Below are 19455 nucleotides of genomic sequence, written 5' to 3'. Positions count from 1 at the left end.
GATGATCGACGATTCCACCCGGCGTTTCACCGACCGGGTCGCAGACTACGTGAAATACCGGCCGACCTATCCGCGCGAAGTGGCGACCTTCGTGCACGTGGAGTGCGGCATTGCGCCGGGTGCGCCCGTGGCCGACATCGGCGCGGGTACGGGCCTCTCAACCAGGCTTTTCCTCGACGCGGGCCACCCCGTCACGGCCGTCGAGCCGAACGCGGCCATGCGCGCCGCGGCGGACGAAATGCTAGGCGGCTACAAAGGCTATCGCAGTGTCGCGGGCACGGCGGAGGCGACGACGCTCGACGCCGCAAGCGTGGACCTCGTGAGCGCCGCGCAGGCGTTCCACTGGTTCCACAAGACCGATTCGCAGCGCGAGTTCGCGCGCATCCTGAAACCGCGCGGCAAGATCGTGCTGTTCTGGAACAGCCGCTTGCTCGAAGGTTCGGCGTTCCTGGCGGGCTACGAGGCGCTGCTGCAGCGTTTTTGCCCCGACTACGCGCAAGTGGCCGAAACCTATCCCGACTCGGCCGCGATGGCCGACTGGTTCGGCGACGGCTTCGAGCATCAGACTGTGTTCCCGAATGCGCAGTTGCTCGACTTCGATAGCCTGCGCGGGCGGCTGATGTCGTCGTCGTATGCGCCAAGGGCCGGCGATGAGCGCCACGAGCCGATGCTCGCGGCACTACGCGAGTTGTTCGAGGCGACGCAAAAAAACGGTACGGTGAACTTCGCCTACGAGACGCGCGTGTACGCGGGGCATCCGCAGCGCGTCTAACGCTCGAACGCGTAGTCGGCGCTGCGCACGCGGCGCGTTTTGCGGCGAAACATGAACGTGAAGCCAGGCCACAGCGCGGTGTTCTTGCCCGCCTGCGTAAGGTAGAAGCTGCGGCACCCCGACTGCCACACGGTGCCCGCGAAACGCGCCTGCAGGTGTGCGTTCCAGCTTCGCTGCGCCTCGGCGCGAACCTCCATCGTGCGCGCGCCCGAGCGCTGCAGCGCGCGGATGCAGTGGGCGATATAGGCGATATGCGACTCGATCATGTAGATCATCGAGTTGTGCCCGAGCGCCGTGTTCGGCCCGACCATGAAGAAGAGATTCGGGAAGCCCGCGACGCTCGCGCCCAGGTACGCCTCGGGGCCGTCGCGCCGCCACGTTTCGCCGAGGTCCTGACCGTCTACGCCCGTCACGTGGAAAGGCGCGTCGACGCCGTTGACCTGAAAACCCGTGCCGCAGACGATCGCGTCGTAACGCCGGTGCTTGCCGTCGGCGGTGACGATGCCATCGGCAACGACCTCGCGGATCGCGTCGGTGACCAGCTCCGCGTTCGGCTGCGCGAGGGCAGGGTAGTAGTCGCTCGAGAGCAGCACGCGCTTGCAGCCCAGCACGTAGTCCGGCGTGAGCCGCGCGCGCAGTTCGGGCTCTTTGACCTTATGCGCGAGATAGCTTAGCGCGAACTTCGTCGGCGCCTTGAGCAGGCGCGGGTCCACCGCGAAGCCAAGCGCACGCGATTCGTGCTGCCAGTATATGGCGGCACGCGCCACGCGTTGCGCGAAGGGCATGTGCCGGTAAATCCAGCGCCAACGTTCGCTGATGGCGCGATCGCGCCGCGGCATGATCCACGGCGGCGTGCGCTGAAACACCGTGAGCTGGGCCGCGCGCGGCTGGATATGCGGTACGAACTGAATCGCGCTTGCCCCAGTGCCGATCACGGCGATGCGCTTGCCTTCGAGTGCATAGTCATGGTCCCAGCGCGCCGAGTGGAAGAGCTTGCCCTCGAAGTGCTCGATGCCCGGAATCTGCGGCATCGCTGGGCGCGAGAGCGGGCCGTTCGCAGCGATCACGATATCGGCTTCGATCGTCCTGATCGCGCCGTCGCGTTCGATCTCCACTTCCCAGACGCCGCGGGCCTGCACGAAGCGCGCCGCGTGCACGCGCGAACGATATTCGATGAAGCGCTCGACGTCATACTTGTGCGCGCAATGGCGCAGGTAGTCGAGAATTTCGTGCTGCGGCGCGTAGGTGCGCGTCCACGCCGGATTCAGCTCGAACGAAAACGAGTAGAGGTGCGAAGGAATATCGCAGGCGGCGCCTGGATACGCATTGTCGCGCCAGGTGCCTCCGAGGCTTGCGGCGGCTTCATAGATGGTGAACGAGTCTACGCCCATACGGCGCAGGCGGATCGCCATGCCGATGCCGGAAAAGCCGCTGCCGATGATGGCGATGCGCAGTGCCGCCCCGTTGCTGGTGCCCATGTGTGCGTCCGCCGTTACGTGTGATGTGCGATGTAGTGTGCGATATGGCGTGATTCGCGCCGATGCAAAACGGGCTCCGTGAAGGAGCCCGTCGTTTGCGTAAGCGGTGTGCGCTGGAGAAGCCTCAGGAGTTGTTCCAGTCGTCCGAGCTGTCGTTGCTGCCCATGTCGACACCGCCGCCGCCCGAGCCGTCGTCCCAGTCGTTCGATCCCTGGCCGAAGTCGAGGCCGCCGCCATTGCCGCTGCCGTCGCGCTGAACACGGCGCCCATCCTCGTCGACGAACACGTCGCGCTCGATCACGCGGTCGCGGCCATGGTTCAGCGCTTCACCGAGCAGGACGCCCGTGAGCAGTCCGCCCATGCCGCCCATGCCACCGCCGCCTTGCTGCACGATCACCTGCGGCTGTTGCTGCGGCGGCGCCGGCGGATACTGCGGCTGACGCCCGAACGCGGCATCGGCTTCACGCGCGTAGCTCGAGTTGCTGCCGTAGTCCGGCGCGGCAGGCTGCGCGTTCGGATCGGGGCGGCCTTCGGCGCGCGCCTTGAGGCTCGCGAACTGGCGTTCGAGGTCCTCGATCTCGTACGGCGGCCGCGGATTCGCGCTGTTCGAGAGCGTTTCGACGAGGCCGCGCAACTGCGCTTCGAGTCCTTCGACTTCCTTTTCGAGCGCTTCGTGGCCCGGTGCGGTCGAGAGCTTCACGTCGAGCTTGAGCGAGCGCACGCCGTTGAGCAGTTCGGTGGCGCGCTTGAGCTGGTCGCGGCGGTCGTCGCCGGCCTTGGCGTCTTCGGTGGACTTCGCGCGGCGCAGCGTCCAGCGCAGCACGAGCGCAATGCCGACCAACAGAATGGCGATACCAATCCACATGCCCATACCAGGACCCTGCCTTTGCGGCGTGGGAGCGGCCGCTGCTTGCTGCGTGAACGGGTTGTTCGATCTGCTCGTCGTCGCCGCGCCGGCGCGCGTGGCGTCAGCGCGGATCTTCGCTTCGACCTGCGCGAAACGCTGCGGCTGGGTAAAGCGGATTTGCGGATCGAGCGTCTTCGCCTGCTGGACTTGGGTGAGCGCGTCGGCGTAACGGCCTTCGCGGTTGAGCACCTGCGCGTAGAGGTAGTGGGCACGCGCGTTGTCCGGATGCGCCTGCAGGACTTCGGTGAGGCCCGAGTCGGCGCGCTGCCAGTCGCCCTGGGACATCGCAGATTCGATCTGCTGCACGCTCGGCACGGCGAACGCCACGCCGCCCGTGAAGGCGAGCGATGCGACAGCGATGCTGGCAGCGGCAAGAAACTTTTTCATGTTGCTGGCCGGGCGGCTTGACGCCCGTCTCCATGGCATTCGATACGGGGATGCGGCGCTATGCCGGCAGCGCGGCCCATGCCGCGCCGCATCCAGCACGCTGGCGCGCTTTACTGCGCCGGCGTGTTCATCTGCTTCTTGAGTGCCTCGAGGCGCTCGTCTACCGACGGCCCCTTGTTGAGCGCCGCGAGCTTGTCGTCGAGCGCCTTGCCGCTCGACTGGTCGGACGAATTCAGCCGCGCGTCCGAGCGCGCGTTCGACAGCGCGACCTTCTCTTCCAGCTTCTGGAAGTCGCCATCGAGATTCTTGCCGCCGATGCCGCCCAGCGCCGTGGCTGCGACGTCCTTCGCCTGAGCGATCTGTTGCTTCGCTTGCAGGATGTTCGAGCGTGCGTTCAGGTCGTTGCGGCGCTGGCGCATGTCGTCGATCTGCTGCTTGAGTTGATCGACCGACGGTTCGAGCTTGGCCAGTTCGCCCGCGAGCGCGTCGCGCTCGGCTTCGGCGGTTTGCTGCGCGCCGAGTGCTTCGCGTGCGAGCGCTTCGTCGCCCGATTGCAGCGCGCGCTTTGCGCCGTCTTCGTACTTCTTCGCCTTGTCGGCGGCCACGTCGCGCTTGCTTTGCTGCGTCGCGACCTGCGCCTGGATCTCGACGAGCGAGTTCTCCGCGCGGGCGATGCTGTCGTCGAGCTCACGCACGATCTGGCGCGCGTCGCGCGACGGATCCTGCACCGAGTCAGCCGCGTCGTTGAGCAGGCCCTTGACGGTGCGGGAGATGGAGTCGAAAAGCGACATGAATTCCTCCAGTGAAATGAGATCGGCCATGATGAGCCGAGGTGCGTGCATGCGGGTTGGGCTCACACGCCGGCCGGCTGGCGACGGCTGATCCATCTGCCAGCTTACGCCGCTTTGCGCCTGGCGCACATGCACCGCGCAAATCGGGGCAAATGCGGCAATTGCAATAGCGTGACGGCGTTTTCTTGCACGCGTATGTTCGTCAGAGCGAGGCCTGGCTGCGCGGCTGGGAGTACCGCTGGAGGCCGGGCGCCGCCATCGATCGCGGATATTACACCACGGCCTGTCTTAAAAGGGACTTAAAGGAACAGGCCGCGCACAGCCCTCGCACGAACGGGTAAGCAGGTGTCAAGCGCCGACTGTGACACAGGCGTATGGCTGCGCGAATGCGGCCCGTGTCAGGCGAATTTTCCGCCTTCGGGCGCGCCGTCGTCGCTGTGGGCTTCGTCGCCTGTGTTGCCCGCGTCGCTTGCGTTGCGCCGCGAACGTGCGAAGGGCGCCGAGCTTAGCGGTTGCAGCGGCTCGACGTCGAGCGAATGCGCGGCGGCTGCATCGAGCGCGGCGCTTTCGTCTGCGGCAGCCGCTTCGGCGCTGAGTCGAGCCACCGCCTGCGCGATTTCGCGTGCGGCATGGCTCACGTCTGGTTCGTCGGTGTGCGCGGCGGGCAGGGGAGCGTCTGACGCATGAGGCGCTGGCTCGTGGGCGGCGGCGCCGTGAAGGGGCGCAGTTGTCTCGCGATCCGCGTGCGCAGCATTTTGCTGCGCGTCCGGGTTCGCGCCGTTTGCACCGGTGGCCGCCGCCGCGCCATCGGATGGCCGGATCGCGCCTGCGCGGCCAGCGCGCAGCGGCTTCGCTGCCTTTTGCAGCACCTGGGCGAGCGCGTCGGGCTGACGCGGCGCGTTGAGCCGGTCGACAATGCTCGCGGCTTTCACCTGATCGCTCGTGGCGCTGAACGCAATCACGGCGCGGCGCATGAGCTCGCTAATACTGATGCCAAGCTCACCGGCGGTAGCGGAGATCGCGCGCTTTTGCGCGGGCGTGACGAAGACGACGATGCGTTCGCTAGGCTTGTTCATAATCGGCGGGCCGTTGGGTCGGCTTCGTATGACGTCCGTTTTCCTGCCTGCGCCACAGCGATTTGTAAGAATAAGTGCGGGCTTGCCCGGGCGCGAACAGGGGCGTGTAGCAGATCTTTCATCATAAGACGAGTGCGCCGATGCGCAATCGGAAGGTGCTCGGATGGGAACAACCCTGCCTGCAAGAATTTGCCGCTCTTTGTACAGATTTGTGTAATTTGTCGCCTGATATAAGGGCAAATAACGAAACTTTTCGCGCATAAAGGCGCGATCGGTGCAAGCGATCGCCTCGCTCGCAAAAAATCGGGCGGGAATCATTTCCCAAGAAACTCTTACAAAAAAAGCGCGACCCGCCGCCCGCGATTTCTTTAGAATGCGCTGTTACATTTCGCGAATGGCGCCTGAACGGGCGTGTATTCGCCTGTGGCGTGCCGTAGTGCGCGCCGCGCGGCCGGACGGGGGCGTTGCCGGTCGCGCCGCGTCGCCGGGTTTGAGCCGGCGACGTCGTATGCCGCATTGGCGCCATGACGCCGTGGTCGAGATCCATGCGTGCGAGTTGCGCGCAGCCGGCGCGCGCGAGACGCGCCCATCATTCCAGTCATGCCTATCATCAAACGACCGCCTTCACCGCAGTACCCGAACGAAGATCGGGAACCCTCCTTCAACAACGGGCGCCAGCCGCCTCGCCGTCCTGAATCGGGTGGCGGCTCAGGTGGCGGTTCCGGCGGCAACGGGCCGCGCGATGGCAGCCCGAAGCGGCGCTCCATTGGAACGACGCTCGCGCTCTGGTTCGTCGGCCTGATCGGTACGCTCTGCGTGGTGGGTGCGCTGCTCGTGGGTTACGGGCTCGTCGTGATGGAGCCGCAGCTGCCATCGCTCGACGCGCTCACCAACTATCAGCCCAAGGTGCCGCTGCGCATCTATACCGCCGATCACGTGCTGATCGGCGAGTTCGGCGAAGAGCGTCGTCAGCTCGTCCGCTTCCAGGATATTCCTGATATCCAGAAGAAGGCTGTGCTCGCGATCGAGGACTACCGGTTCTACGAGCACGGCGGTGTGGACTTCGTCGGCATCCTGCGCGCGGGCGTGGCGGACCTCATGCACGGTGGCGCCTCGCAAGGCGCGAGCACGATCACGATGCAGGTTGCGCGCAACTTCTTCCTTTCGAGCGAGAAGACCTACACGCGTAAGGTCTACGAGATGCTGCTCGCCTACAAGATCGAGCGCGCGCTCACCAAGGACCAGATTCTCGAGTTGTACATGAACCAGATCTATCTGGGTCAGCGCGCCTACGGTTTTTCGGCGGCGGCGCGCGTGTACTTCGGCAAGGACCTGAAGGACATTACGGTCGCCCAGGCCGCGATGCTCGCAGGTCTGCCGAAAGCACCTTCGGCGTATAACCCGATCGTCAATCCGCACCGCGCGAAGATTCGCCAGGAGTACATCCTCAAGCGCATGCTCGATCTCGGCTACATCACGCAGGCTCAATACGACGAAGCGATGAAGGAACCGCTGCAGACGAAGACCGCCGGCACCGAGTACAACGTGCACGCCGAATACGTCGCGGAAATGGTGCGTCAGATGATGTACGCGCAGTACAAGGACGAGACCTATACGCGCGGGCTCACCGTCACGACGACGATCGATTCCGCCGACCAGGACGCCGCCTACGCGGCCGTGCGCAAGGGTGTGATGGACTACGAGCGCCGCCATGGCTATCGCGGGCCGGAAGGTTTCGTGCAATTGCCTGCCGACGGCGACGACCGCGAGCAGGCTATCGAAGACGCGCTGACCGACCACCCGGACAACGGCGACCTCGTCTCGGCGGTCGTGATCGACGCGGGTCCGAAGTCGGTGACGGCACAACAACTCGACGGCACCTCGGTGACGGTGACGGGCGAGGGCCTGCGCTTCGTGGCGGCCGCGCTCTCGCCGCGCGCCTCGCAGGCGCTGCACATTCGCCCGGGCTCCATCGTGCGCCTGATGCAAGATGCGAAGGGCAACTGGCAGATCACGCAATTGCCGCAGGTGGAAGGCGCACTCGTCTCGCTCACGCCGCAGGACGGCGCGATCCGTGCGCTGATCGGCGGCTTCGACTTCAACAAGAACAAGTTCAATCACATCACGCAGGCGTGGCGTCAGCCGGGCTCGAGCTTCAAGCCGTTCATCTACTCGGCTTCGCTTGAAAAGGGCCTTGGACCGGCGACGATCATCAATGACGCGCCGCTCTATTTCCCGCCCAGCACGCCGGGCGGCGACGCATGGGAGCCGAAGGACGACGACCAGCCCGAAGGCCCGATGACGATGCGGCTCGCGCTGCAGAAGTCGAAGAACCTCGTGTCGATCCGCATCCTTTCGTACATCGGCACGAAGTACGCGCAGGACTACGTGACGCAGCGCTTCGGCTTCGACGCGGACAAGACCCCGCCGTACCTGCCGATGGCGCTCGGCGCGGGCCTCGTCACGCCGCTGCAGTCGGCGGGCGCGTACAGCGTGTTCGCGAACGGCGGCTATCGCATCAACCCGTATCTGATCGCCGAAGTCGACGATGCGCACGGCCAGCCGATCCTGCGCGCGCAGCCGCTCGTGGCGGGTCAGAATGCGCCGCAAACGCTCTCGCCGCGCAACGCGTTCGTGATGAACAGCCTGCTGCATTCGGTGGCGACGGCGGGTACGGGTGCGGGCACCAACGTGCTCCATCGCAACGACCTGCAAGGCAAGACCGGTACGACCAACGACGCCAAGGACGGCTGGTTCGCGGGCTATCAGCGCACGCTCGTTGCCGTGGCGTGGATGGGCTACGACCAGCCGAAGAGCCTCGGCAGCCGCGAATTCGGCGCGCAGCTCGCGTTGCCGATTTGGGTGGAGTACATGCAGCGCGCGCTGCGCGGCGTGCCGCAGGAAGAGCCGGCGATGCCCGAGGGCCTCACGACGATCAATGATGAACTGTTCTTCTCGGACATGACGCCGGGTAACGGCTTCGTCGCGAGCATCGGTCTGGACTCGGCGAACCCGGCGGGGGCGGCGAGCGATGCGAGCGGGGCGACCGGCAGCATGGGCCCTGGCGGGATGACGCCTCCGAGCGTCACCACGACGGAAAAGAAGCAAATCATGGATCTGTTCGAAACGAACAAACCTTGATTCGGGTTTAGTGAGGTATGCAGGATAAACACGGCGCGTCGGCAACGACGCGCCGTGTTTTGTTTGATGAACGGAATTTCCTTGTGGGCCAAGGAGTTGGCTGAGCTTTCCAGGGCTTTTCCACAGGGCTGCCAACAAAAACTGTGGGTAACTTCCGCGCTGACTTTTCCACAGTTTTTGTTGAAGCCCCTGTTCATAACCCTGGGATATCGAAGCTAACTGACTGACGCCAAAGGCTTTGTGCGCAGGCGAGCCGCATGAGGCATCGAGCGTCAAAACACATTGTCGTAACGCAGTCCGAAGGTTTGGCTGTGCGAACCGCGCGAATACGTGAGGGCCCAGTGTGCGAGCCACGCACCCGTGAGGGCGCCGAGCGTATCGGCAAACAGGTCCTTAAAGGAGAAGCCGTTGGTACGGCATGTCCCGTCGAGCGTTTCCTTCAGGAGTCCCGGGACCGTGCCGATCAGCGTGCCATACACGACCGGGTGGTCCGTGTCGCGCGTGAGCCAGCCTCCGAGCGCGCCGAACGGCGCGGACACCGCGAAGTGCTCGAGCTTGTCGGTGCCGGTCCAGCTATCGTCGGTCTGGAAGCGGAAGCCGCCGCGCGAGCCTTCGCAGTCGAGGCCAGCATGGGCAGCGGCGCTGGAGATAATTAATACTGCGAAGCAAATGCTACGCTTCACTTGATGTCCCATGGTCGTGATCTCCCCGGTTGTCGTGCGTCGCTTCTTTCTCACTGCTCATGCCGATCGAAAGAAGAAACGACTCCCTCTCCGATGAGGGTGCCTCTACATATGTAGGAATGCGAATAGTTATGTGGAGATAAAGTCAGGAAAACCTGACTCACGTTACGGCGCAGTGTAACAGTTCTATCCCGAAAATAAGGGTCAGAAAATCCTGACAGAGCAACGACGGAGGACGCAGGGAAGAGGGCTACACGCTGTCCTGATTCTGCGTCGCACAGAGCGCCGCTTCGATAGCGTCTTCCAGCCGGTCGTTACCCCAGAACATGTCCTTGCCGACGAAAAACGTCGGCGCGCCGAAGATGCCCAGGTCGCGCGCCGCCTGGGTCCGCTCACGCAGCCGCTGCCGGTTCGCATCGCTGCCGGCTTCCTCGATGAGCGGCTGCGCCGGGAGCCCCAACGCGGTGAGCATGTGTGCGACCGCTTCGGGCGAATCGACCTCACGGTCGTCGCCATAGTTGCGCGTCATGACGGCGCGGCACCAGCCGGGCAGCCACGGTTCGTCGGCGGCGAGCACGGCGACGCGCGTGGCGAGCACGGTGCGGCGGGGAAACTCGGTGGGCTGTTGCCACGGCAGCGCGTATTTGCGGCACTGCCGACGCATGTCCTGCCACACATACGCGCCTTTTTCCTTCTGCACGACGAAGGGCGGGCCTTCCCAGCCGAGCGCGTCGAGAATGGGGCCGAGCAGGAAGGGGCGCCAGCGCACCGCTACGCCCGCCCGCCCGGCGAGCGCTTCGATGCGCATCACGCTCAAATAGCTGTAGTTGCTGGCCAGGTCGAACCAGAAGTCGAGCGAAGGGCTGGGCATGATGTCGTCTCCGTGATGCAGTTGCGCCGTCGCAAACGGCGCGCTGCCGATCATGGTATCGCGAGACGCACGGAAAAACGCGGGTGTTACTTGTCCTGCGCGGCAGCGCCAACGTTCGCAGCCGGCGCTGTCGCCGCTGTGCTCGCGGCGTGCTCGCCGCCGAGCGTCGCCGGATTCACCGGCGGATTGCCCATTGCCTGGAAGAGCGCGGCCGTATCGGAAAGCCGCGTGCCGCGATAGCGGATTTCGTCGAGCCGCGCGTTACGCCATTGCTGCTCGCTTTGGCGCACCGCGTACCACGGCACGGCACCCAGCTTGTAGCGCGCGTTGGTGTTCTCATAAACGCCCTGGGCCGTGCGCGCCGACGTGCTCGCCGCGTCGAGGGCCTGGGCGTCGTGCTCGAGCGCGGCGAGACGGTCGGCGACATCCTGGAACGCCGTCAGTACCGTTTGCTTGTACGTGTCGTTGGCCGCCTCGTACGACTGCAACGCCGCGCGCCGTTGTGCGAGGAGCGCACCGCCATGAAAGATCGGCTGCGAAAGCGAAGCGCCGATTGCCCATAGCGCGCCCGCGCCAGACGTGACGACGGGCCAACTGAAGCCGCCCTGGCCGAGCGCCGCCGAAAGGGTGATGCTCGGGTACATCTGCGCGGTCGCGGCGCCGACACCGGCTGCGGCAGCCTTGAGCGTGGCTTCGGCGGCTTCGATGTCAGGACGGGTTCTCAGGAGTTCTGAAGGGATGACCACGGGCACCTGCGCAGGCAAGGTCAGGCTGGAGAGATCGAGGTCTGGTGGCGCCTGGTCGGGCGTGCGGCCGACCAGCACGGCCAGCGCATGGCGCTGCGCGACCCATTGCTGGCGCAGCCCCGGCAGACTCGCCGCGAGCGACGCCGCGCTTTGCTGCGCGCTTAATAGATCGGTGTGCGAAGCGGAGCCGAGCGCGTAACGCTTTTGCACGTCGTCGGCCTGCGCGTTGGCGAGCGCAATCAGTTGTTCGGTCGTGTCGATCTGCGCATGCAGCGTCGCCGCGCCGAGCGCGCTCGCCACGATGTTCGCGGCAAGCGCGCGCTGCGCAGCCTCGAACTGGAACGCCTGCACGTTCACGCGCGAGGCGAGCGCCGCGTTGTTCAGGCGGGTCGCGCCGAACACGTCGAAGGTATAGCGAACGTCGATCAGGCCCGCGAAAATCCCGTACTGCAACTGGTCGATGCCGAACTGCGGGATCGCGGGCTGCTGCTGGCGTTGCGCGATGCCGATGGCGTCGACGGTCGGCAGGAGCGAGCTGCCGATCTGGCCGCGCAACTGCTCGCGCGCCGCTTGCAGGTTGTGGTCGGCGGCGGCGAGATTCGGGCTGTGGGCAAGACCCTCGTTCACGAGCGCATCGAGCGCGTCGGAGCCGTAGAGCGTCCACCATTGCGGTACCGGTTGCGCGCCCGTGACGAACTGCTGGGCGACGCCCTGGGCGGCGACAGTCTGCGCCCGTTGCGCCTCGGTGCCGTAGTGCTCGGGCTGAGGCATGGCCGGCGGCTCGCCGGTCGGCCCCATCGCGCAGCCTGCGAGCGCGAGCGCGACGCATGCGGCGAGCGATCGCAGCGCAAGCACGGAACCTGTTGCGTGCGAACGCGCCGAGTTGTGCGCGCCCGACGCCGAAGTCAAAGAAGCCTTCTTCATGATGCCTGTTCCGGCGCGCTGCCGGTCTCGTCAGTCTCGCTGCTGCGCACGCGGAACGCGGCCGCGTAAGCCGCGGGCAGGAAGAACAGCGTAAGCACGGTCGCAATCGTGATGCCGCCCATCAGCGCCGTGGCCATCGGCCCGAAGAAGTTCGAGCGCAACAGCGGAATGAGCGCGAGCACGGCGGCCGCGGCGGTCAGCATGATCGGCCGGAAGCGGCGCACCGTTGCGCCCACCACGGCGTCGAAGCGTTTGTGTCCGGCGCGAATGTCCGTCTCGATCTGATCGACGAGAATCACCGAGTTGCGCATGATGATCCCGAACATGGCGATCACGCCGAGCATGGCCACGAAGCCGAACGGCTGCCGGAACACGAGCAGGGCGATCACCACGCCGATCAGACCGAGCGGTGCGGTCAGCACGACCATCAGCACGCGCGAGAGGCTTTGCAGCTGGATCATCAGCAGCGTGAGCACGGCAATGGCGAGCACCGGCAACTGCGCGAAGATCGACGCCTGGCCCTTCGCGCTTTCCTCGACGGAGCCGCCCACCTCGATGTGGTAGCCGGGTGGCAGCGCCGTTTTGACCGACTCCAGCTGCCGGTCGAGCGCATGCGTGACATCGATGCCTTGCGCGCCCGCGCGCACATCCGACTGCACGGTGATGGTGGGCTGCCGGTCGCGCGACCAGATCACGCCGTACTCCAGATCGTTGGCGAGATGCCCGAGCGCGCCGAGCGGCACCGGGCCGTTGGGAGTGGGCATGGCAAGCGTGAGGAGGCGCGCGGGGTCGACGCGTTCGGCTGCGGGCGAGCGCAGATCGACGCTGATGAGCTTGTCGCGCTCGCGATACTGAGTCACGGTGTAGCCCGAGTAGGTCATCTGCAGGAAGTTGGCGATGTCCTGCGACGAGACATTGAGCGCGCGCGCCTTTTGCTGGTCGATCTGGAAGTGCAGCGAGCGGCCCGCGGGCTCGTCCCAGTCGAAATTCACGTTGTCGGTGCGCGGATCGGCGCGCAGCGTCGCCGCCACCTTGTTGGCGATGTCGCGCACCGTCGGGATATCGTCACCGCTCACGCGGAACTGCACGGGGTAGCCGACGGGCGGCCCGTTTTCGAGGCGCGAGAGGCGGGTGCGGATAGCCGGGAACTGCTCGCGCAGCATCGGTTCGAGCCAGCTTGCGAGCTTCTCGCGGTCTTCGACCGACTTCGTCGTGATCACGAACTGCGCAAAATTGGGCTGCTGCAACTGCTGGTCGAGCGGCAGATAAAACCGCGGCGCGCCGGTGCCGACGAAGTCGATGAAATGGTCGATCTCGGGGCGGCCCTTGAGCGCCGCTTCGAGGCGCTTCGTTTGCCGCAGCGTCGCATCGATCGAGGCGCTTTCCGGCAGGCGCACGTCCACGAGCAGCTCGGGGCGATCGGAACTCGGAAAGAACTGTTGCGGCACGAGCTTGAAGCACGCGAGCGCGGCCACGAAAAGCGCGATGGTCAGGATGAGCACGATCGCATGGCGTTCGATGCACCAGCCGATCCAGCCGCGCAGGCGCCGATAGAAACGCGTGTCGTAGATCTCGTGCTCGTGGTCATCGCCATGGGCGGCATTCGTCGCGTTCGGATCGGGCTTGCGCTCGGGCAACAGCCGGTAGCCCAGCAGCGGAATCAGCACCACGGCCGCGAACCATGAGGCGATCAGCGCGATGGCGGACACCTGGAAGATCGAGCGCGTGTACTCGCCGGTGCTCGACCTCGCGAGCACGATGGGCAAGAAGCCCGCAACGGTGACGAGCGTGCCGGTGAGCATCGGGAACGCCGTGCTGGTGTACGCGAACGCGGCGGCGCGCGTGCGGTTCCAGCCCTGCGCGAGTTTCACGGCCATCATCTCGACGGAAATGATGGCGTCGTCCACGAGCAGGCCGAGCGCGAGCACGAGCGTGCCGAGCGAGACTTTGTGCAGGCCGATGCCGAAGAGGTACATCGCGAGCGAGGTGACGGCGAGCACGATCGGAATGGTGATCACGACCACCATGCCCGTGCGCACGCCGAGCGAGACGAGGCTCACGAGCAGCACGATGCCCACGGCTTCGGCCACGGCTTCGACGAAGTCGTCCACCGAGCGCGAGACGGCATCGGGCATGCTCGAGACTTCGACGAGCTTCAGGCCCGCTGGAAGTTGCGCGCGCAACTGCTCGACGCGCGCATCGAGCGCCTTGCCGAGGCGAATGACGTCGCCGCCTGGCTGCATCGTGAGGCCGATGCCGAGCACGGCCTGGTTCTGAATGCGCATCTGCGTGGCGAGCGGCTCGTCGTAGCCGCGCCGGATCGTCGCGATGTCGCCCAGGCGAAAGGTGCGGTCGTTCACGCGAATCAGCGTATCGGCGATCGCGCCCAGATCCTCATACTGGCCGCTCGGGCGCACGAACACGCGGTCGTCGGCGGTCGTGAGCGTGCCCGCGGCCGAAACGCTGTTCTGCGCGCCAATCACCTGGCCGAGCTGCGTGGGCGAGATGCCGAGGCGCGTCAATTGCGTGTTCGGAATCTCGATGTAGATGCGCTGCTGGGGATCGCCGAAATAATCGACCTTGCCCACATCGGGCACGCGCAGCAGTTGCTCGCGCAATTTGTCTGCGTAGTCGTGCAGTTGCGCGGGCGAGAAGCCGTCGCCTTCCAGCGCGTAGATGTTGGTGTAGACGTCGCCGAACTCGTCGTTGAAGAACGGCCCTTGCACGCCCTGCGGCAGCGTGTAGGCGATGTCGCCCACTTTCTTGCGCACCTGGTACCATGTCTCGCGCACTTCGCTCACGGGCGCGGAGTCCTTCATCGTGAAGAACACGAGCGATTCGCCTGGGCGAGAGTAGCTGCGCAGGAAGTCGATATAAGGCGTTTCCTGCAGCTTGCGGCCGATGCGCGTCGTCACCTGGTCCTCGACCTGGCGCGCGGTGGCGCCTGGCCAGAAGGTCTGGATCACCATCACGCGGAACGTGAAGGGCGGATCTTCCGACTGCGCAAGCCGCGTATAGGCGAGCGCGCCGAAGATCGTTGCCAGTGCAACGAGAAAAGTCACGAGCGCCCGATGCCGAAGCGCCCACGCTGAAAGGTTGAAGCGGCCCTCTTCGTGATCGGCGCCTGGACCCGAGCCTGTCACCTGGCTCATGACGCGAAGTCCTCGGGATGCAGCGGCGCGACCGGGCGCACCTGTTCGCCTGCGTGGACCGTGTGTACGCCTTGCAGCACGATGCGCTCGCCGTCGTGCAGCCCGCCCGTCACGCTGATGGTGCGCGCGTCGTAGCGCGCGACGCTCACGCGCCGCAGCTGCAGCACGTTGTCGGGCGCGTGGACGACCCAGATCGCAGGCGCTTCGCCGTCGTGAAAGAGTGCCGTGGCCGGCACCGTGAACACCGCGCTCGCGCTGGCCTCGCTCGGGGCCGCGAACGCCACGTTGGCGGTCATGCCCAGACGCACGTCGGCGTCGGCGTGTTCGAGCGTGAGCTTCGCGCGCCACGTGCGGCTTTGCGGGTCCGCCGCGGCGGCGAGTTCGCGCAGGCGGGCCGTGTAGTGGCGGCCGGGCAGGGCGCCGAGCGTGACCTGCGCGGTGTCGCCGGTATGCAGCGCGGCCACGGCGCGCTCGGGCAGGTCGCACACCACGTCGATGTCGCCCGTCCACGCGAGCTGGTAGACGGCCTGGCCGGCCTGCACGTTCTGGCCGGTATCGGCGTTTTCGGCGGTGATGACGCCGGCGTGGTCCGCGACGATCTGCGTGTAGCGCAACTGGTTCTTTGCCAGTGCGAGCTGCTGCTGCGCCTGGTCGCGCTGGGCCGCGGCCGATGCGTAGGCATCCTGCGTCTGTTCGAGCTGCGCGCGGGCGATGAGATTGGCCGCCGACTGGGCCGTGTCGCGATCGAGCTGTTGCTTCGCGAAGACGAGGCGATGCTGCGCAGCGTCGAACTGTGCCTGCGCGCTTGCCGCGTTTTTCTCGAAGTCAGCGGGATCGAGTTGCGCAAGCGTCTGGCCGGGTTTGACGCTGTCGCCAAGCCGCACGCTACGCTCGATGATCTTGCCGTTCACGCGAAACGAGAGCGGCGTGGCGTTGCGCGCCTCGATCTCGCCGGGGTAGACGGGGCTCACGCCGCCGCCGTCGGGGTGCACGACCATTGAGACGACCGGGCGCGGCTGCGGCGCCGCCTCGTTTTGCTTGCCGCACGCAGCCAGCGCGGCAACGCCGAGCACGAAAAGCACGCGTGCGCCATGCCGCCACAGCGCACTGAATTTACCGGTACCACTGCGCATCCTGCTCGATGCGCCACGACCGCGACGATTCACTTGGACCTCGCTTGGACCACAACATGCCTTGTACGCACGCAAACCCCAAAACCACCTGGCCGGTTGCGCCGCCGTTGAGTCGCGGGCGCGGCGCGGCTCGCGCCCCGACCCGGACTTGGGATGATGAGTCGGATTCTAATACAACCTTGTATCCGAGTGCGAAACTGAATCCGAGGAATGTTTCAGTGCTAGACTCGCGTCAATCCACGACACATCACGATGCCCCCAGCCATGAAGCGCATTCGACTCACCCGCGAGCAGAGCCGCGATCAGACGCGCGAGCGCTTGCTCGACGCCGCGCAGGCCACGTTCATGAAAAAAGGGTTCGTAGGCGCGAGCGTCGAGGACATTGCGCACGCGGCGGGATACACGCGCGGCGCGTTTTACTCGAACTTTTCGGGCAAGTCGGACCTGCTTGTGGAATTGCTGCGGCGCGATCACGAAGCCATGCAGACCGACTTGCGCGCCATCTTCGAGACCGAGCTCTCGCGTGAGCAGATGGAGGCGCGCGTGCTCGCCTATTACAGCCGCATGCCCCAAGACAACAAAGTTTTCCTGCTGTGGGTGGAAGCCAAGTTGCTGGCCGCGCGCGACGCACGCTTTCGCACGCGCTTTAACGCTTTCATGAAGGAGAAGCGCGAGAGTCTGGCCGTCTATATCGAGGAATTCGCGGCGCGCGTGGGTACGCCGGTGCCGCTCGATCCCGAGCTGCTCGCGGTTGGCCTGATCGGGCTGTGCGACGGGGTGCAGTTTCTCGCCACGGCCGATCCGCAGCATGTCACGCCGCCGGTCGTCGAAACCGTGTTGGGGACCTTTTTCGCGCGAGTCGTCTTCGGCCGAAGCGCGTGAGCCCGGCGCGCACGAAGCCCGCGACGCGCGCGATTCAGGCGCCGAGGCCAGGGCCGTAGTTGCTGCCGATCAGCCGCGTAACGGACGCGACGTCCTGATAATCCTGCTCGGGCATGCCGTCGAGGATGGCCAGCACCTCGTTGCTCGCGCCGGCCTCGCGCGCGGCGTTCACGAGTTCGTCCTTGTTGGCGGGCCAGCGCACTTCGCGCAGTACGTCGGCGAATTGCAGATCGATGGGTTCGTCGGGAATGCGAGAGGCAGGCATGCGTGGCGTCCTTTGCGCGGGCGGCCAGCGTGGGCGGTCCGCGTCGTCGTCTCGTTCGTTATGCGGAATTTGTTCAGATGATGTCCGCTTCGGGTTTGCGTTGCAGCGGGCAACGCTAGCGCGGCGCCTCAAGCATACACAATCGGCCTCGCACGCCTTCGCAGCGTGCGCAGGCGCTGCTCACTCGCCGCATGTTCGCAACCGGGGGGCCGGTCGGGCTCAGGTCTGTTCGTGCAGGTCCGGGCTTAGCGTTTTGTCGAGGCGGTGCGATTTGGGCAGCGTGAGGTATTCCCAGTGTTGCGGGCCGTTCGCGGTCACGGGCACGTTGGGAGCGGGCGGCGCCACGGGGGCGTCGTAGGCGTGGGACTGTCCACTTGCGAGCGGGATGTGCGCGCTGGCCTGGGCGACCGGTGATTCCTGCGCAGTGCGTACCGGAGCGGCGAAGCAAGACGCCGACAACAGCACGGTGGTCATCAGTGTCGAGGTTTTCATCGCTCGACCTCCTTTCTCATGCGGCCCATCGGTCGCAGCAAGCGCCGTACCGCGTCCGCCAGGTGTGGTGGCGGGGCAGGCGGCCGCGCCAGCCGGGGCGGCCAGGCGCGCCGCTACGCGAAGGGCACAACGAGTCGATCAACGGCTCATGTGCGCGAGGCGCATACGGAAATACCATAATGGCAGGAAATGCACCGGCGCGTCTCGAACGCGTGTGCTTTTTTGTGGGCGATGGCGTTACGCGGGATTAAAGCGTGGGCCGACGCAGCGCCTCGAAGCGCGCCCAGGGCCATGAGGGACGGTCGCGCATATAGCCGTTGAGCCAGTTCCACTGCGGGTGGCGCTGCATGAACGCCTGGGCGTCGAACGGGCGGCCGCACGGGTGACCCCAACGCGCCCAGAACGACAGATCGCGCGCCATTTCGCCGTCGACCACCTTGCCGTCGTTCGCGCCCCATGGGTTGAACGGCCCGTGGTCCGAGCCGCCGAAGCGCGCATCGTCGAGTTCGAGGTGCCCGCAGATCGTGCGAGAGCAGGGGTTGTCGCTGCGCTCGAGATAGACGTCGTGATGGTCGGCGATCATCGCCTTGGCGAGTTCGGCGTCGATCGCGCCGTGGTGCTCCTGGGCGAGCTGCATGAAGCGCAGGCGGCGCGCGCCGTTGTGGCGCACGTCGGTGTAGTCGTCGGCCTCGCCGGTGCATTCCTGGTTGCGGATCCTGAGGTCGGTGGCCGCGTTGAAGCCGCTGTAGAAGCCGTCTTTCGTGCTCTCGAAACCCGCGTGCTGCAGGCCCAGTTCGTAGCGCGCGATTTCGCCGGTCTTGGTGTCGCCGAGGAGCCAGCTGTTCACATAGCCTGCGTTGTTCGCCTGCGCGAACATCTCGCACCATTGCGCAATGCTCGACGCATACTGCGTCGCCCGGCGCGAGCGATAGAACTCGGGGGCGCCGTTCGCGCGATAGCCGACGAAGTTCGAGATGGTCGTCTCCGTCACCATGAGGCCCGCGCCGTTGATCCAGAAGTCGGTGAGGCTCGAGATGCAGCCGGGCAAGCCCTGCATGAGGATGCGGTGCCCCGAGTCGGGCACGATGTCGAACACGATATTGAAGGCGTCGCCGGCCGCGTAGCGGTCCCACGAGTTGTGCGCCATGACGATACGGCCGTCGCGCGTCGCGCTGCCCGTGGCAATGAAGGCGCTGCAGTGGTGGCCGCGCCGCCCGCGCCACGGGCGCACCGCCGGTTGCCCCTGGGGCGCTTGCTGCGCCGCCGCATGAACCGGCCACCAGCTCTGCAGCAGGTCCATGTAGCCATTCCAGGCGAGCACTTCGGCGAACTTGAGGCCCGCGCCGTCGGCGATGCCCTGGATTTCGTCGGCGAACTCGGTGTCGAGGCGCGGCGTGAACTGCGCAATCGCGGCGTTGATGAAGGTGTCGAAGTCCTCGCCCGTGTCCCATTTCGCGAGGTAGCGCGCGGTGTGGATCGCGTTGCGGATTTCGTTGGCGAGCAACTTGCCGTGCTGCTCGCCCCGGTCGTATGGCTCGCCCTGCAAGTGCACGAATATCCAGCCCGCGTGGTCGCGGCGTACGGCTTCGAGTGAGGGTTCGCTCATCTTCGCTCCGGTGATCCCCGCGTCGATTCTCGCGGCCTTGCGCACGCGCGTCGGTGCGCGGGCGCACAGCACGGGCCGCGTAGCGCCTGCTTTCTGAAACTGCCCTCTGAATTCTAGAAAATCCGCCGCGCTTTGCCACACGCGACACG

At 65.9% G+C, this 19455-nt stretch carries 15 protein-coding genes; 3 read left to right on the top strand and 12 right to left on the bottom strand.

All coding sequences use genetic code 11. The annotated features are described in order from the left end of the window. The first annotated feature begins 1 nt into the window (after window position 1). Window positions 2-772: a class I SAM-dependent methyltransferase gene (locus tag U5A52_RS11585; RefSeq protein ID WP_321908666.1), complete on the top strand. Its 771-nt coding sequence runs from the start codon at window positions 2-4 to the stop codon at window positions 770-772. On the opposite strand, the gene U5A52_RS11580 is transcribed toward U5A52_RS11585, so the two are convergent. The 4 genes from U5A52_RS11580 to U5A52_RS11565 form a co-directional block, all read right to left on the bottom strand. Further along, window positions 769-2250 carry an NAD(P)/FAD-dependent oxidoreductase gene (locus tag U5A52_RS11580; RefSeq protein WP_321934838.1) on the bottom strand — a complete coding sequence of 494 codons (1482 nt, stop codon included), beginning with the start codon at window positions 2248-2250 and terminating at the stop codon, window positions 769-771. The genes U5A52_RS11585 and U5A52_RS11580 overlap by 4 nt on opposite strands. 124 nt (window positions 2251-2374) lie before the next feature. Further along, a complete protein-coding gene (locus U5A52_RS11575) occupies window positions 2375-3544 on the bottom strand; it encodes a tetratricopeptide repeat protein (protein WP_321934837.1) in 1170 nt (389 codons plus the stop codon). A gap of 110 nt (window positions 3545-3654) precedes the next feature. Continuing rightward, window positions 3655-4335 (bottom strand): PspA/IM30 family protein, encoded by a 681-nt coding sequence (locus tag U5A52_RS11570; protein ID WP_042265728.1) that lies wholly within the window; start codon window positions 4333-4335, stop codon window positions 3655-3657. Between the two features lie 398 nt (window positions 4336-4733). Further along, window positions 4734-5411, bottom strand: a complete 678-nt coding sequence (locus tag U5A52_RS11565) for a hypothetical protein (protein ID WP_321934836.1) — start codon at window positions 5409-5411, stop codon at window positions 4734-4736. A gap of 600 nt (window positions 5412-6011) precedes the next feature. Between U5A52_RS11565 and U5A52_RS11560 the strand changes: the two genes are divergently transcribed. Next, window positions 6012-8552: a penicillin-binding protein 1A gene (locus U5A52_RS11560; RefSeq protein WP_321908660.1), complete on the top strand. Its 2541-nt coding sequence runs from the start codon at window positions 6012-6014 to the stop codon at window positions 8550-8552. A 272-nt stretch (window positions 8553-8824) separates the two neighbouring features. On the opposite strand, the gene U5A52_RS11555 is transcribed toward U5A52_RS11560, so the two are convergent. The 5 genes from U5A52_RS11555 to U5A52_RS11535 form a co-directional block, all read right to left on the bottom strand. After that, window positions 8825-9247 carry a hypothetical protein gene (locus U5A52_RS11555; RefSeq protein ID WP_321908658.1) on the bottom strand — a complete coding sequence of 141 codons (423 nt, stop codon included), beginning with the start codon at window positions 9245-9247 and terminating at the stop codon, window positions 8825-8827. Between the two features lie 238 nt (window positions 9248-9485). Continuing rightward, on the bottom strand, window positions 9486-10106 hold the full coding sequence (locus tag U5A52_RS11550; RefSeq protein ID WP_321908656.1) for a 2-hydroxychromene-2-carboxylate isomerase: 621 nt from the start codon (window positions 10104-10106) through the stop codon (window positions 9486-9488). 86 nt (window positions 10107-10192) lie between these two features. Next, a complete protein-coding gene (locus U5A52_RS11545; RefSeq protein WP_321934835.1) occupies window positions 10193-11776 on the bottom strand; it encodes an efflux transporter outer membrane subunit in 1584 nt (527 codons plus the stop codon). After that, the gene (locus tag U5A52_RS11540; RefSeq protein ID WP_321934834.1) at window positions 11773-14928 is read right to left on the bottom strand and encodes an efflux RND transporter permease subunit; all 3156 of its coding nucleotides are present in this window, start codon (window positions 14926-14928) and stop codon (window positions 11773-11775) included. The genes U5A52_RS11545 and U5A52_RS11540 overlap by 4 nt, the downstream gene beginning before the upstream one ends. Then, window positions 14925-16061, bottom strand: coding sequence for an efflux RND transporter periplasmic adaptor subunit (locus U5A52_RS11535; protein ID WP_321934833.1), 1137 nt, complete (start codon window positions 16059-16061; stop codon window positions 14925-14927). The genes U5A52_RS11540 and U5A52_RS11535 overlap by 4 nt, the downstream gene beginning before the upstream one ends. Window positions 16062-16325: 264 nt before the next feature. Here U5A52_RS11535 and U5A52_RS11530 point away from each other — a divergent pair, with 264 nt between their 5' ends. Continuing rightward, on the top strand, window positions 16326-16943 hold the full coding sequence (locus tag U5A52_RS11530; protein ID WP_321908648.1) for a TetR/AcrR family transcriptional regulator: 618 nt from the start codon (window positions 16326-16328) through the stop codon (window positions 16941-16943). Window positions 16944-16977: 34 nt separating this feature from the next. Here the strand turns inward: U5A52_RS11530 and U5A52_RS11525 are convergent, their stop codons facing one another. The 3 genes from U5A52_RS11525 to U5A52_RS11515 all read right to left on the bottom strand — a co-directional run bounded on the left by U5A52_RS11525 (window position 16978) and on the right by U5A52_RS11515 (window position 19306). Next, window positions 16978-17208, bottom strand: a complete 231-nt coding sequence (locus U5A52_RS11525) for a DUF2795 domain-containing protein (protein ID WP_321908647.1) — start codon at window positions 17206-17208, stop codon at window positions 16978-16980. A 219-nt stretch (window positions 17209-17427) separates the two neighbouring features. Beyond that, window positions 17428-17700 carry a hypothetical protein gene (locus U5A52_RS11520; protein ID WP_321934832.1) on the bottom strand — a complete coding sequence of 91 codons (273 nt, stop codon included), beginning with the start codon at window positions 17698-17700 and terminating at the stop codon, window positions 17428-17430. A gap of 247 nt (window positions 17701-17947) precedes the next feature. After that, a complete protein-coding gene (locus tag U5A52_RS11515) occupies window positions 17948-19306 on the bottom strand; it encodes a C45 family peptidase (protein ID WP_321934831.1) in 1359 nt (452 codons plus the stop codon). Window positions 19307-19455 lie beyond the last annotated feature (149 nt).

Source organism: Paraburkholderia sp. J8-2, from assembly GCF_905220195.1.
Lineage (GTDB): Bacteria > Pseudomonadota > Gammaproteobacteria > Burkholderiales > Burkholderiaceae > Paraburkholderia.
The sequence above is the reverse complement of the archived record's forward strand: the minus strand, read 5'-3'. Positions and strand labels throughout refer to the sequence as shown.

Coding starts and splice junctions, on each gene's coding strand:
- U5A52_RS11540 (WP_321934834.1), bottom strand. CDS start 14,928: ATGAGCCAGGTGACAGGCTCGGGTCCAGGCGCCGATCACGAAGAGGGC.
- U5A52_RS11550 (WP_321908656.1), bottom strand. CDS start 10,106: ATGCCCAGCCCTTCGCTCGACTTCTGGTTCGACCTGGCCAGCAACTAC.
- U5A52_RS11535 (WP_321934833.1), bottom strand. CDS start 16,061: ATGCGCAGTGGTACCGGTAAATTCAGTGCGCTGTGGCGGCATGGCGCA.
- U5A52_RS11560 (WP_321908660.1), top strand. CDS start 6,012: ATGCCTATCATCAAACGACCGCCTTCACCGCAGTACCCGAACGAAGAT.
- U5A52_RS11530 (WP_321908648.1), top strand. CDS start 16,326: ATGAAGCGCATTCGACTCACCCGCGAGCAGAGCCGCGATCAGACGCGC.
- U5A52_RS11545 (WP_321934835.1), bottom strand. CDS start 11,776: ATGAAGAAGGCTTCTTTGACTTCGGCGTCGGGCGCGCACAACTCGGCG.
- U5A52_RS11520 (WP_321934832.1), bottom strand. CDS start 17,700: ATGAAAACCTCGACACTGATGACCACCGTGCTGTTGTCGGCGTCTTGC.
- U5A52_RS11570 (WP_042265728.1), bottom strand. CDS start 4,335: ATGTCGCTTTTCGACTCCATCTCCCGCACCGTCAAGGGCCTGCTCAAC.
- U5A52_RS11565 (WP_321934836.1), bottom strand. CDS start 5,411: ATGAACAAGCCTAGCGAACGCATCGTCGTCTTCGTCACGCCCGCGCAA.
- U5A52_RS11555 (WP_321908658.1), bottom strand. CDS start 9,247: ATGGGACATCAAGTGAAGCGTAGCATTTGCTTCGCAGTATTAATTATC.
- U5A52_RS11525 (WP_321908647.1), bottom strand. CDS start 17,208: ATGCCTGCCTCTCGCATTCCCGACGAACCCATCGATCTGCAATTCGCC.
- U5A52_RS11515 (WP_321934831.1), bottom strand. CDS start 19,306: ATGAGCGAACCCTCACTCGAAGCCGTACGCCGCGACCACGCGGGCTGG.
- U5A52_RS11580 (WP_321934838.1), bottom strand. CDS start 2,250: ATGGGCACCAGCAACGGGGCGGCACTGCGCATCGCCATCATCGGCAGC.
- U5A52_RS11585 (WP_321908666.1), top strand. CDS start 2: ATGATCGACGATTCCACCCGGCGTTTCACCGACCGGGTCGCAGACTAC.
- U5A52_RS11575 (WP_321934837.1), bottom strand. CDS start 3,544: ATGAAAAAGTTTCTTGCCGCTGCCAGCATCGCTGTCGCATCGCTCGCC.